The sequence below is a fragment of the Bifidobacterium biavatii DSM 23969 genome (assembly GCF_000741165.1).
GTDB lineage: Bacteria > Actinomycetota > Actinomycetes > Actinomycetales > Bifidobacteriaceae > Bifidobacterium > Bifidobacterium biavatii.
This window is the reverse complement of sequence record NZ_JGYN01000005.1, coordinates 1-13,992: the sequence shown is the minus strand read 5'-3', so window position 1 is coordinate 13,992 and position 13,992 is coordinate 1. Positions and strand designations below refer to the sequence as shown.

Annotated in this window: 7 protein-coding genes; 3 read left to right on the top strand and 4 right to left on the bottom strand. The window is 65.2% G+C overall.

Annotation, left to right across the window (positions count from 1 at the left end):
• The first annotated feature begins 23 nt into the window (after positions 1-23).
• A complete protein-coding gene (locus tag BBIA_RS02475; protein ID WP_051923675.1) occupies positions 24-1,469 on the top strand; it encodes a COG1361 family protein in 1,446 nt (481 codons plus the stop codon).
• 94 nt (positions 1,470-1,563) lie between these two features.
• Positions 1,564-3,111 (top strand): ABC transporter permease, encoded by a 1,548-nt coding sequence (locus BBIA_RS02470; protein WP_033492370.1) that lies wholly within the window; start codon positions 1,564-1,566, stop codon positions 3,109-3,111.
• 14 nt (positions 3,112-3,125) lie between these two features.
• Here the strand turns inward: BBIA_RS02470 and BBIA_RS02465 are convergent, their stop codons facing one another.
• The 3 genes from BBIA_RS02465 to BBIA_RS02455 form a co-directional block, all read right to left on the bottom strand.
• Entirely contained in the window at positions 3,126-5,171 is a 2,046-nt protein-coding gene (locus BBIA_RS02465) for a 1-deoxy-D-xylulose-5-phosphate synthase (protein WP_033492371.1), read from the bottom strand.
• 491 nt (positions 5,172-5,662) lie between these two features.
• Positions 5,663-8,443, bottom strand: coding sequence for a bifunctional lysylphosphatidylglycerol flippase/synthetase MprF (locus BBIA_RS02460; RefSeq protein ID WP_081891873.1), 2,781 nt, complete (start codon positions 8,441-8,443; stop codon positions 5,663-5,665).
• Entirely contained in the window at positions 8,440-9,834 is a 1,395-nt protein-coding gene (locus BBIA_RS02455; RefSeq protein WP_193786490.1) for an alpha/beta hydrolase, read from the bottom strand. Before BBIA_RS02455 ends, BBIA_RS02460 begins: the two co-directional genes overlap by 4 nt.
• A 233-nt stretch (positions 9,835-10,067) precedes the next feature.
• Here BBIA_RS02455 and BBIA_RS02450 point away from each other — a divergent pair, with 233 nt between their 5' ends.
• Positions 10,068-12,263, top strand: a complete 2,196-nt coding sequence (locus BBIA_RS02450) for an LTA synthase family protein (protein WP_081891871.1) — start codon at positions 10,068-10,070, stop codon at positions 12,261-12,263.
• A gap of 354 nt (positions 12,264-12,617) precedes the next feature.
• Here the strand turns inward: BBIA_RS02450 and purD are convergent, their stop codons facing one another.
• On the bottom strand, positions 12,618-13,889 hold the full coding sequence (purD, locus tag BBIA_RS02445; RefSeq protein WP_033492372.1) for a phosphoribosylamine--glycine ligase: 1,272 nt from the start codon (positions 13,887-13,889) through the stop codon (positions 12,618-12,620).
• Positions 13,890-13,992: the final 103 nt, after the last annotated feature.

The window sequence follows — 13,992 nt, the reverse complement described above, 5'->3', positions numbered from 1 at the left end:
TGATCCCACATACAGGAAGGGAAATGATGAAGAACCGAGAGAAGAAGAGCATGATCGCCGCGGCCACGGCCCTGCTGGCGACGCCGGCGATGCTGCTCGCCTGTGCGACGCCGGCTGCGTTCGCCACGGCGGAGGCCCCGGCCGACGGCGTGACGAACGCCGCGGGCGTGACCGCCGGTAAGAACGGCGGTACGACAGATGCGGCCGACGGTAAGTTCGGTAAGTCCGCGACTGGTACGACCCGGTCCGCGGTCGCGACCGGCACGACCGCGAACGGTACGGACGGCACGGTGAGCAACGCCGTAGCCGACGGCAAGACCTCGAACGGCACGACGACGAACTCGGCCGTCGACGGCGGCTCGTCGGACGGCACCGCGAACGGAGGCAACGGTTCGGCCGGTACGGGCAGCGACGGCACCACGAACGGCGGCACGTCCGGCAACGACACGACCCCCGTCGCCGGACCCGTGCCGAACATCATCATCACCAACTTCGACTACGGCAGCGCGAAAACCGTGTCGGTCGGCAGCGACTTTAACCTCTCCTTCACGTTCCAGAACATGGGCAAGGTCGCGATCGACAACCTCGTCGTCACCGTGGACGGCGGCGAAAGCTTCGCAATCGCCGGCGGCACCAACACGTTCTACTTCGACAAGCTCGGCGCAGGTTACGCGATGACACAAAGCCTGCCCATGCAGGTCCTGCCGAGCGCCACGTCCGGCGCGCAGGGCGTCACCGTCAGCTTCAAATACGAATACGTGGATGCTAACGTGCGCAGCTCCAACAATTCCGACATCAAAATCTCCGTGCCCGTCTCCCAGCCCGACCGCTTCGAACTGACCAACCCAGTCCCGCCGGATGGCGCCACCGTCGGCTCGGAGACCACCGTCACGCTCAACTACGTGAACAAGGGCAAGGGCGACATCGCCAACGTCGAGGCCAGCATCGAAGGCGAAGGCATCCAGGCCACCAACGCCACGCAGTATGTGGGCAACGTCGCGTCCGGTGCGAACGGTTCCATCGGCTTCGCGTTCACGCCCACGCAGGCCGGCGACATCAACGCCACGCTACGCGTCACCTACGAGGACTCCGACGGCAAGACGCAGAAGAAGGAATTCCCGATCACCATCAGCGCTACCGACGCGGCGCCGTCGGACCCGACCGACGACGGCATGGTCGTGCCCGACGACACCACGCAGCAGCAGGGCGTGCCGATGTGGGCGTGGATCGTCGGCGCGCTCGCCGTCGCGGCCGCGCTCGTGGCGACTATCGTCATCGTGCGCAAGAAGCGCAAGGCCAAGGCGAATCAGGCCAGCATCGACGACGAGTGGGACGACTGGAGCGCGGACGGCGATTCGGCTGACGGTGCTGCGTCCGGCACGGCCGGCAGTGCGAACGACGCGACGCAGGTGATCGCTCCCGCCGCGCCCGAACAGTCCGGTACGACCGGCGCAAACGCTCGCGCGTAAATCGTCGCGTCGGCCATTCCGCACATCAACGCGTACGCTATCGACTCCACCGACGTCATTGCCGTACGCCATTGCGTAAGTCGTAAGGACCAACATGAGATTCACGGACATCCTGCACCTGTGCAGTCAGAACCTGTTCCGACGCAAGTCGCGCACGATCCTGACCGTGCTCGGCGTGATCGTCGGCTGCTGCTCGATCGTCACCATGGTGTCGATCGGCTCCGGCATCAACGAGATGAACGAACAGTCGCTCAAGCAGATGGGCGACCTGACCATCATCAACGTGTACAAACAGGGCAACTACGACGGCTTCGGCGCGTCGGATTCGACCGGCGGCGGCCAGACGGATAACAAGCTCGACGACAAGGCCATCGAATCGTTCAAGCAGATCCCCGGCGTCGAGGGTGCAACCGCGCAGATGTCGCTCAACTACACGGTCACCATGACCGCCGACAACGGGCGGTACGTCGCCACGTACGGCGACGTGCAGGCCATCGACATGTCGCAGCTCGAGAACATGGGCTACAAGCTCACCGACGGCGCGGCCCCGACCAAAAGCGGGGAAATCCTCGCCGGACAGTACCTCGCCTACCAGTTCTACGACAAGTTCCGGCCCGAAGGCTCCAACATGCGCTACCAGCCGCAGGACGCGGGCGACGGCACGTACTGGACGTGCGACTCGACCGGCAACTGCTCGCAGGTGCCCGCCGACCAGCTCGGCGAGGAATCCAAGCCGTTCTTCAACCCGATGAACACGGAGATCAAGCTGACCATCCAAACGAGCGACGACTCGTCCGGCAGCGGCTCCGGCGGCGGGATGACGATGGGCATGGGCGGCATGTCGGGGGCAACCGATGTGAGTGGCACCGGTACCGGTTCCTCGGGTTCCGGCACGGGTTCGACCGGCGCGAACGGCTCCGGCAACACGTTCAAGCTGCGCGCCACCGGCGTGCTCAAGGAGGACTACAACAAGGGCTCCGCCACCTCGTCGGGCGTGCTCATGGACATCAGCCAGCTCAAGGACATGATCGCCAAAGCCGACAAGTCCGCGGCGAAAACCACCACGTACGAGCAGGCGCTCGTCAAGGTTTCCGACATCACGCAGGTGAGCGACGTCGAACAGCAGATCAAGGACATGGGCTTCTCCACGTCGTCGTACGAGGAGATCCGCAAGCAGATGGAGGAGCAGTCGCGTGGCATCCAGATGGCGCTCGGCGGCATCGGCGCGGTGTCGCTCCTGGTCGCGGCCATCGGCATCACCAACACGATGGTCATGTCTGTGACCGAGCGCACGCGCGAAATCGGCATCATGAAGGCGCTCGGCTGCTACGTGCGTGACATCCGCATCATGTTCCTCGGCGAGGCGGGTTTCATCGGTCTGCTCGGCGGCGTGATCGGCTGCCTGTTGAGCGCGGTCATATCGATCGGCATCAATCTGGTATATATGGGAGGCGTCAGCGGCGAGAACATATGGCATGCGATTGTGGGCGGCGAGAACGTGACGCGCCTGTCGGTGATCCCGTGGTGGCTGTTCGTCTTCGCGATCCTTTTCTCCACCGCGATCGGCCTCGTCTCCGGCTTCCAGCCCGCCAACAAGGCCGTCAAGATCCCCGCCCTCGACGCCATCAAAAACCAGCAGTAGGCGGTGACCGGCAGCTAGAGCAGGCTACGGATTGCGGCCGTGACTTGCTCGACGGTCAAGCCGTAGCGTTCGTTGAGATCAGCGAGGGGGACTCGGTCGGTGAATTCCTTCGTGCCGCCAAAGTTGAGTACGCGCACGGGGTGGGGGAGACCCGCATTCGCATACCATGCGGTGATCTTTTCACCCCAGCCGCCCTCAAGCTGGCCGTCCTCGAGCGTGACGACGATCCGGTGATCTTCGGCCAGCGCGCGGAGCGTGTCCGCATCGATCGCGGAGAACTGCTGCGGATCGACGAGCGTCGCGTCGATGCCGGCATGATCGCCGTCGTTGCGTCCCGCAAGCGTCTCGATAACGCGCAATCCCAACGGATACTCGTTGCCGAGCGCGAGAATCGCCACCTGCGAGCCGGCGTGCGTAATGCGGTAGCGGTTCCACGGGCAATCTTGCGTGTCGGTGATGTCGGATGCCGTGGAATGATCGGTCATGTCGACGATCTCGCCGGCACGCTCCGCGCCTAGAATCGCGTCGCCGGGCACGCGGATCACGACCGGACCGTCGTTTGCCACGCTCGTCGACCATGCGAGCATGTCGAGAAACGCGCGTCCGGACGTGGGCGCAAGGCAGGTCAGTCCCGGAATGTTGCCGAACATGACGATGTCGAACGCGCCGGAATGCGTGTTGTCCGCGCCGGACAGGCCGCCGCCGAAGTCGAGCAGCGTGGCCGGCGTGTGGTTGAGCGCAAGCTCCTGCTGCAGCTGGTCGAACGTGCGCTGGAAGAACGTGGCCGACGTGGCCAGTACTGGTCGCCCGCCCGCGCGCGCAATGCCGGACGCGAACGCGACCGCATGCTCCTCGGTGATGCCGGTGTCGACGTAATGCCTGCCGGCCCGCTCGCGGAACGCGCGCGTGATGCCGTTCGAGCCGGGGGTGGCGGGGGAGATGACCACGAGTCCAGGTTCGCTGGCGAAGCGCCGTTCGAGCGCGGCCATCGCCAGCTGCCCGTAATGCTTGCGCGCGCCGAGCGGCTTACCGGCCGCGCTGTCCGGATTCTGCCAGTGGTTCGCCTCGCAGCGGCCCTCGGTGATCGCCAGGTCTTCCGCGATCACCGTCGCGTCGCCGTCGTCGGCGGTACCCGGGTCGGTTGCGCAAGTCGCGCCGGTTGTGTCGGCGCCGGTCGTGCTGATTGCGGCAATGGTTTCTTCGGATGCCGCGCAGGAAGACGCGGACATGATCGTGCCGGTATCGCCGCCGTCGGTCGCGCCCGCGGCGATCTCCGCCGTCGCGATATTCGCCGCCGCGTCCTCGACCGGCAGACCGAGACCCTTGCGCGTGTGGATGTGCACGACGATCGGATGGTCGATGCCGCGCACGGATTCGAACGCGCTCACCAGCGCGAGCACGTCGTTGCCGTCCTCGACATAGCGATAGTCGAGTCCGAACGCGTGGAAAATGTTGGGTTCGGCCGTGCCACCGGACGCGCGCAGGCGGGCGAGCGGGCCGTACATGCCGCCGTGATCCTCGGCGATCGACATTTCGTTGTCGTTGAAGACGATGATGAGATTGCCGCCCTGTTCGGACGCGTTGTTGAGCCCCTCGAACGCGATGGCCGAGCTGAGCGAACCGTCGCCGATCACCGCGATCACGTTTTCGTGCCCGCCGCGCATGTCGCGCGTTTTCGCCAGTCCGCACGCCAGCGAGATCGACGTGCCGGTGTGACCGAGCACGAACTGGTCGTGCTCCGATTCGTCAGGATTGGTGAACCCGGTCACGTCGTGATGTTCGGGGTCGAGGTACGCGGCGGCGCGTCCGGTGAGCATCTTGTGCACGTAGCTTTGGTGCGACACGTCGAAGACGATTCGGTCACGCGGCGAGTCGAACACGCGGTGCAGGGCCACCGTGGCCTCCACCATGCCGAGATTCGAACCGATGTGGCCGCCGTGCACGTGACCGTAGTCGACGAGCGTGCGGCGGATTTCCGCGCACAGTTCGGGCAGTTGATCGGCGGGCAGGTCGTGGACGTCGGCCGGACCATGAATCGCGCTCAACATGCCTTCGCCCATACCGTTACGTCCTTTCCCTCTTCGGCGCCCGCAGCTGCGCACATCACGCATGTCACGCGCGCCGAACGCCGTCCCAAAAGCGCCATCCTAACGTATGCCACGCCCGCACGATCGCCGACCCCGCCGAATACGCCCAACATCTCCGTAATACGCGGTACCGTGCTCGGTGTCGGCGCAGGTCATGACGTGGTGACAACCATCATGTCCGGACGTATCTGGTCCGTTGCGAAGCGTCGTCGGGAGGCGGTGTGGGCATAGGCGGGTCATTTGATATGGGATGAACTGGTGTTTTGAGTGTTGGACAAACTGCGACAACCCGTGTGTGGGCATAGGCGGGTCATTTCGGCAGTCAAACTGTGGGCATAGACCGTTCATTTGGCTGCATGTGGGCATAGACGGTACACCAAGAGCTGAAATTCCGCTCTTACTGTACCGTCTATGCCCACGACCACGGTTGCCGTACCGGATATGCCCACGAATGTGCCGACTGACTACCGCTGGAGCGTGCGCAGCATGGCGAGGGCCTGCTTGGCGCTGACGGACGGCACGTAGGCGCGCATGACCGCGAGACCCAGCTGCGGCAGAACGGCCGGATCCGGATAACACACGTACACGGGCTCCTCGCTCGGCTGGAACTTGCGCTTGAAGTTGAACAGCGAGTGGAAGCCATACGCCGGCTCCATCCAGTCGGCCACGATCTGCAGCGCATGCTGGAGCATCGCCGTGCCGGTGTCGGCGCGCCCGTCGGCGTCGACGTTGTCCCGGTCGGGGTTCATGCCGGCCAGCGGCGCGGCCGACAGGCTCATGAACTCGGCCGCCGAGGCCGGGTCGGCAAGCCCCTCGTCGCGCAGCCGTTCGGCCATGCGCGCGATCAGGAACTCCATGATGCCGTTCGGCGAGTCGGTGCGATGCCGCATGAAATCAAGCGTCCAGCCGACGATACGCGCGTCGCGCCACGTCGGCAGCCAGCTGGTCACGCCGAGCACGAGCCCGTCCGCGTCGACCGCGTACAGGATGCGCACACGCGGGTCGCGCAGCTCCTCCACGCCGCCGAGCGTGAACTTCATTTCCGGCAGGGCCTTCTCGCCGGCCCACTGTTCGGAAATCTCCTCAATCTGTTCGCGCACGTCCGCGTCCGCGTTGGCGAACGTGGTGAGCACGTCGGTGATGCCGTCGCGCTTCGCCTTGTTGATCGCCGTGCGGATGTCCTGCCATTTCTTGCCGGTGGTCTTCCACGTGCGCGGATCGACGACCATTTCGCCGCCGACCTCCAGCGCATACCAGCCGCTCGCCACAAGCGCGTCGCGTTGCGCACGATGCACCGCGTAGAACGCGGGCGACCACGAGTGCGCGGCGCAGAACCGCGCGAACTCGCGCAGGTCGGTCATCCATTCGCCGCGATCGCCGAACGGTCCGGTGCAGGTGAGCGCGATGCCGCCGATCACCCGATACGCCACCGCCGAACGGCCGGTCGGCGACGTCCAGTACCGGTTGCCCTCCCACGTGGTCATGAAGCTCATCGACTCGCCGTCGCGTTCGACCAGACGGCCGGCGTCGGCGCGCGCATGATCGTCCGTCACGAGAATGTCGCGCATCCACCGTACGCACACGACCAATACCACCAGCCAGAACACGAGTCCCACGCCCTGATAGACGGCCGACGCGACCGGCGTCAACGGCATGAACCGCAGTTTCGTGCGGCTCAGGAAGCCGATCGGAATGAACCGGCCCGGCAGCTCGGCCATCAGATCGCCGATCGTGGCGGCCGGACGGAAATCATGCGGACGCAGCAGGCCAAACCCGAGATATATGGCCGCGCACGCCACGAACGACGCAACGATCGCCGCGCAGCCGCGACGCATCAGCCGAACGTCGGTGCGGATAGGAAAATGGCCGAGCGACACGACCGTCGCCACGGCGAACAGCGCGGGCAGCAGCGCGTTCGCCGCGCACGCGACCACCGCGCCATGCCACACCAAAGTACGGAATCCGTCCCCGGCGAACGCGAGCGGCACCACAAAGTAATAGGCCACGGCCAGCAGTGCGACGAACGCGGAATACGCCGCCGTCGCCCACGCGGCCAGACGACGGCCACGATACAGGCCCCACGCCATGATCGCCATCACCGCGGTCGGCAGCAGCGAACGCGCGATCGCGCCCGGCATCGACGTGCGCAGCAGATCAAACTGGAAGAAGCAGTCGGCGTGCGACGCACCCGACAGGCAGGCGGCCAGCTTCGCGTCGTCCGGATCGACCGGGCTGAGCATCAGGCCGAGCGAACTCAGCGGGCCGACATGCGTGGGCGACGTGATCGTCAGCATCGGGCCGAGCGCCAGAATCAGCGCGGCCGCGGCGAACATGCGCCGCGCTTCGAACGACGTGCCCATCTGCCAGTGCAGCGGATCGGCATGATGCTGCGCGGCGCGGGCGGACGCGCTTCCGACCGTGGTCCTGGCCGCACGGCGGGCCAGCAGGTCGCCGAGTACATGTCCGGTGAGCGCGGCGACGAGCAGGCAGTAGTCGCCCGGATTGCCGCGGAACAGCAGTCCGGCCGCGATCGCCGCATAGCCGATCAGCCGGATGCGACGCCGCCACAACGGACGGCTGAACGCGCTCGCCGCAATGAGCGCGCCGACGCCCAGCGTGAGCGGGCTGAGCGTGAACCGGACGCGGCCGACGATCGCGGTGCCCTGTAGCAGCGCGGCGAGCCCCGCACACAGGAACAGGCCGACGACCGTGCCGATCAGCGTCGACGCGACGCCGATCACGGACAGACGGCCGCGGCCAAGCAGCGGTTCGGCGGTCGAGACCATGACCAGCAGCAGCACCGCGTCCATGACCAGCTGCAGCACGCCGCGGGCGAGGAACAGGGAGACGATCAGCTTCGGCAGGCTGAACTCGTCCAGCGACGTGCCCAAGCCGCGCAGCGGGAACGATTGCCCGGCGAGCGCCGCGCCGATCCACGCCGCGACGTTCAGCACGACGAATGCGGCGACGAATCCCACCGCGAACGGATGTGCGCCGATCCAGCCGCGCACGTCGTTTGCCAGCGGCGCCCATGCCTGGGCGGCGGGCGATGACGCGTTGCGACGTGCGGGTTTGTGTCCGTTGCCGCCTTGATGGCCGGCCGCAGCGGACCGTACGACTGTGGTGTTGCGTGTGCCGTGGCCGTCGCCGTTGCCGTGCGTTGCGGCACTTGGCGAGTCTGCTGTCGTGGCACTTTCTGCGGCGTTGTTTGTCTTACCCTCTGCGGCGTTGTTCGCAACGCTCATTGCAGCACCTCCAATTTGTCGTAATCCTTCCACGTCTTATTCGTCGTTGTGCTGGAGCTGCCCAGGCCGACGCGCGCGCACCACCAAGGCAGCGCGGCCTCCAGCACGGCGTGCACCGCATGCCAGTCGTGCCCGGTGCCAGGCGCCTCCAGTTCGGTCACATCCCAGCCGGCCTTGCGCGCGGCGGCGCCGATCGTCTTCACGTTGTCTACGGACACGGTGTCGTTCTCACCGGCCGCCAATACGGCCGCCTGGTCAGACGGTGCGTGTGCGGCGAGCGCGTTCACCGGCACCTGCGCCTCGTAGGCTTTCCGGTCGCCGCCGAAATACGAGGCGACCATGTTGTCCACGCTGCCGGACGTGGGCGCGATCTCGCCGTCCACCGCGATCATCGTGCCGAACAGGTCGGCGTGGCGCGGCGCAAGCTGCGTCGAGCAGGTGCCGCCCTGCGAGAAGCCTGAGATGGCCCACTTTGCGCCCGCGTCGTCGGCCGGCAGATGCGCGGCGATCCAGTTCGGCACGTCTTTGGTCAGGTAGGTTTCCGCCTTGCCGAACTTTGCCGTGTCCGCGCACAGGCTGTTGATCGTGTCGCCGCCGTTCTGGTCGGGCGAGACGACGATCGGCGCGAGGCCGTCGTGCGCCGCGGCATAGTCGTTGAGCAGCGCGGTGATGCCGCTGGCCTGCATGGCGCGGCCCGGGCTGCCCGGCTGCCCGGCGAGCAGGATGAGCACCGGCAGTTTCGGCGGCGTGTCGCTCAGCGCCGCCGGCGGCAGCCAGACCATGGCCGGACGCGCACGGAACCTGGACGCCGTGTTGGCGATGCGTTCGGAGAACAGACGGCCCGTCGACGGCATGTTCGGCAAGTCGCCGTCGGCCGCACGCCGCTTCCACTGATCGACCGTCATCGTCGGACGGGCGATGCCGGCCTGACTGACGGATTGGTACGGCGACCAGCCGACCAGCGATCCGATCGTCTGATATTCGCCGAACACCGTGTCGACCTGCACGGCCGCGGCGACCAGCATGACCGGAATCATGACGATCGCGATGACGCGGCGCAACGCGCGAGCCTGCACGGCCGTCGCGATCACGAACCCCAATGCGGCGAATCCTGCCGCGGCCCAGCCGATCACCGCCCAGCCGAGCGATACGCCGAACACCATGATCACGTCGGAAATCAGCCACGCGGCCAGCAATCCGGCCGCTCCGGTCGCAACGCCGGCCAACAGCTGCCACAGCAGACGCACGCGATCGAAGCACGCCAGCTGCCACGCCGCCAATATCAGCAATCCAGCCGCGGCGACCAGCAGCACGCCGTCATGAAATGGTCCGGACACGATGCGCACGCGCATCAGCGACTGCAGCCACGACGACCACACTTGCATGAGCATCCTCCCTTATCGCTACCAAACGCGGCATCATAGGAGCCGTATTCGGCGGGGTGCATCCGCCGCGGGAATGATTTCCCTCCCAGCTCAATCCGGTATGGTGGCAAGCGAGAAGCAATCGTGAATATATGGGGCGAGGTGCGGCCGTTGTCAGGAACGACGCGGACAATGGTGACCATTATGCCCAGTGAACCAAACGTGAAGTGCAGGTTATGAGCGAAGAGACAACACATGATATGACGACTCGGGACACGGCCCGATCACAGTCCGCGTCGCAGGCCGCGCAGGCTCCGCACGCTGCGTCGGTGGCCGGTACTGTCGGCGCGACGTCAGCGAACGCGACGGCGGCCGACGACGACATCGAGATCCTTGACATCGCGCGCAAGGAGGACACGGACGAACGCCGCGGCCGGCGCTGGTTCAAACGATTCAGCGGCAGGCCGTTCCCCGGCTGGCTGTACGCGTTCCTCTTTATCCTGTTCGACCTCGCGGCCGTGGCCACGCTGCAGTGGGGCGTGTCACTGAAAAGCACGCGCGTCAAACTGTCCAGCCCAACCGTCGGCTGGGGATTCGTGACGAAAATGTGGACGGACGGCAACTTCGTGCTCGTCCTCAACGTGCTTCTGCTCGGCCTGATCTACCTGATCCTGCTCATGCTCACCAACCGGTTCTGGATCGCCACGCCGGTGTTCCTGGCGGCCGCGATCATCGTGGCCGTGATCGAGCATTTCAAGGTGCAGATCCGCTACGAGGCCGTGCTGCCGAGCGACCTGAACTTCCTCAAGGCCGACAAAAGCAACCTGCTGAGCTTCATGCCGCCGGGGGCGCACTGGACGATCATCGGCGCGTGCGCCGTGTTCGTCGGCGTGCTGATCGTCTGCTTCCTGCTGTACCGCATGGACGGACGCTCCGGCCGTCTGCTGCGCTTCGACAACGTCGGTATGAACGTGACCGTGCGACTGCTGCTGATCCTGTTGCCTGGCATGTTCTTCACGCTGTATTCGATGCAGGTGAGCACCGTCGGATCGTGGGCGAAAACGTTCGCCACGGTGATGGGCGACAAGCCGAGCATGTGGGATTCCGTATACGACGCGCAGCGCAACGGCCCGCTTGTCTCGTTCACGCGCCAGCTCAACCCGCGCATTATGGAAAAGCCCTCGGACTACAGCGAAGCGACGATGAAGAAACTCGCCGCCAAGTACGCGAAGGAAGCGACGACGATCAACGAGTCGCGCTCCGCGAACATGACCGACTCGACCGTCATCTACGTGCTCAGCGAATCGTTCTCCGACCCGTCGCGCGTGCCCGGACTCAAGGTCAACAAGGACTCCATGCCGAACATCCGCAAGATCAAGAGTGGCACCACGTCCGGCCTGATGCTCTCGTCCGGCTACGGCGGCGGCACCGCGAACCTTGAATACATGGGCCTGACCGGCATGAGCATGGCCAACTTCGACTCGTCGCTGTCCAGCCCGTACCAGCAGCTCGTGCCGAGCGAACACTGGGTGCCGACCATCAACCAGATGTGGGGTGCGGCCAAGTTCTCCGAGGCGTTCCACCCGTACGAGTCGTCCATGTACTCGCGCGCCACGAACTACGTGAAGTTCGGCTTCTCGCACTTCTACACGCTCACCGGCGACGGCGAAGGCAACGACATCATCAAATACCAGGACAAGATCGACGAATCGCCGTACGTGTCCGACGAGGCGACGTACAAGAGCGCGCTCGAGGAGATCGCGAAGACGGACGACAACCAGTTCATCCAGATCATCACGATGCAGAACCACATGCCGTACAACGACTGGTACAAGGACAACGACTTCACCGCCGAATCGACCGACCCGTCGCAGCCGCTCGAAAAGGACGAGACGAAGTCGATCGAAACGTACCAGAAGGGTGCAAGCCTGACCGATGAGGCGACTGCGGCGTTCCTTGAGGAACTCGACAAGCTCGACAAGCCGGTCACGGTCGTCTTCTACGGCGATCACCTGCCCGGCATCTACGAGACGGCCAGCGCGGACACGAACAATTCGCTCGCGCTGCACCTGACCGACTACTTCATCTGGTCGAACAAGGCGTCCGGCTCGTCGCAGGGGGAGAAGATCGACAATTCGGCGTATTCGTCGCCGAACTTCTTCGTTGCGCAGGCGGCCGAGCACATGGACGCGAAGGTGTCGCCGTACCTTGCGTTCCTGACCGAAATGCACGAGAAGATCTCCGCGATGGAGCCGCCCGTGGTGAACACGATCCAGGGCTGGGACCGCATTCCGGAAGGCCAGAACATCTATCTGGACTCCGACGGCAACCCGATGGCGGAAAGCGACTTCGACGACGAAACGAAGCAGCTGCTCGCCGACTACAAGCTCATCCAGTACGACATCACCGCCGGCAAGAACTACCTCAAGGACTCCGGCTTCATGGATCTGCCATAGCGGGCGTAACGGAATCGTGCTGCGCGCGATGCCGTGTTGTTTAGCGGCCTTCGGCCGCAGACGCTCCCCCACCCGGCTACGCCGGGAGCCCCCCTCAGCCGAGGGGGGCCTGCAAGGCCTCCAAAGCGATTCTGATTACTGAGGTTTATAATTCGGAAATCCTTTGTAGCTGGCGGCAGCCTCGGCCCCCTCGGCTGAGGGGGCTGTCAGCCGCAGGCTGACTGGGGGAGCGTCGTGGCGCGTTAGCGCCGCCAACTGGCACAGCATCGCGCACAGCGTGATTCCGATACTAAGGCGATATGAAGAGAGGCTCCCCAAAGTGGGGAGCCTCTCTTCATACATCGTCAGACGCCATTACTGCAGCGCTTTGGCGCCGATGTCGTGGCGGTAGAACATGCCCGTGGTGTCGAGGTTGTCGAGGATCGCGTAGACCTTGTCCTGCGCGGCCTTGATGGACTCGGCGGAGGTTTCGACGAACAGCACGCGGCCGGAGTTGGCGACGAGGCCGTGGGTCGCGTCGGAGGCAACGCCCGCATAGTAGACGTGCGAGTCGGCGTCGACGGTGATCTCGGGAATCGGGGCGCCCTTGATCACGTGCGTCGGATAGCCCTTGGAGGCGAGCACCACGCCGAGCGTCGCACCGTCCTGCTTCCACTCGAACGTCGGGGTTTCGCCGTTGAGAATCGCGTTGATGCCCGCGCCCAGATCGGACGTGAGGCGCGGCAGCACGACCTCGGTTTCCGGGTCGCCGAAGCGCGCGTTGAACTCGATGACCTTCGGACCGTCGGCGGTGGCGATCAGGCCCGCATACAGGATGCCGGTGAACGGCGTGCCTTCGGCGGCCATCGCCTCGACGGTCGGACGCACGATCGTCTCGATCGCGGTGTCGACCACGGACTGCGGGATCTGCGGGACCGGGCTGTACGCGCCCATGCCGCCCGTGTTCGGGCCCTCGTCGTTGTCGTACGCGCGCTTGTGATCCTGCGAGATCGGCATCGGCCAGAACTCGGTGCCGTTCACGAAGCTCATGAGCGAGAACTCCTGACCCTCGAGGAAGTCCTCGATGACGACCTTCGCGCCCGCGTTGCCGAAACGGTGGTCGACGAAGATGTCGTCGAGAGCCTTGATTGCGGTCTCGACGTCCATCGCGACGGTCACGCCCTTGCCGGCGGCCAGACCGTCGGCCTTGACGACGATCGGCGCGCCGTGCTCGCGCACGTACGCGACGGCCGGTTCGAGCTCGTCGAACGTCTCGTACTTGGCGGTCGGGATGTTGTGGCGGGCCATGAGCCGCTTGGCGAAGTCCTTGGAGCCTTCGATCTGCGCGGCGGCCTTGGACGGGCCGAACGCCTTGATGCCGGCCTTGGCGAACGCGTCGACGATGCCCTCGATAAGCGGGACCTCCGGGCCGACGAACACCCAGTCGTAGCCGTTGTCCTTCACGAAGTCGATGAGCGCGGCCTGATTGGAGGAGCCGAGCGAGACGACGCGGATGCCCTCGTCGAGCGCCATGCCCGGATTGCCGGGGGCCACGGCGACTTCGCTAACGGAACCGCCGCGCAGCAGCGCGGACGCGATCGCATGCTCGCGGGCGCCGGAACCGATGACCAGAACCTTCTGTCCCATTGTTACTGTCCTTTCAAACTTCACACATACTGGGCTCCCCGTATCTCCATATATCCAAGCTCCCCTTGTCAGGGGAGCTGTCAGCCGTAGGCTGACTGAGGGG

Excerpts from the sequence above, each read along its gene's own strand:
- BBIA_RS02475 (WP_051923675.1), top strand. The coding sequence starts at position 24 with ATGATGAAGAACCGAGAGAAGAAGAGCATGATCGCCGCGGCCACGGCC.
- BBIA_RS02470 (WP_033492370.1), top strand. The coding sequence starts at position 1,564 with ATGAGATTCACGGACATCCTGCACCTGTGCAGTCAGAACCTGTTCCGA.
- BBIA_RS02465 (WP_033492371.1), bottom strand. The coding sequence starts at position 5,171 with ATGGGCGAAGGCATGTTGAGCGCGATTCATGGTCCGGCCGACGTCCAC.
- BBIA_RS02460 (WP_081891873.1), bottom strand. The coding sequence starts at position 8,443 with ATGAGCGTTGCGAACAACGCCGCAGAGGGTAAGACAAACAACGCCGCA.
- BBIA_RS02455 (WP_193786490.1), bottom strand. The coding sequence starts at position 9,834 with ATGCTCATGCAAGTGTGGTCGTCGTGGCTGCAGTCGCTGATGCGCGTG.
- BBIA_RS02450 (WP_081891871.1), top strand. The coding sequence starts at position 10,068 with ATGACGACTCGGGACACGGCCCGATCACAGTCCGCGTCGCAGGCCGCG.
- purD (WP_033492372.1), bottom strand. The coding sequence starts at position 13,889 with ATGGGACAGAAGGTTCTGGTCATCGGTTCCGGCGCCCGCGAGCATGCG.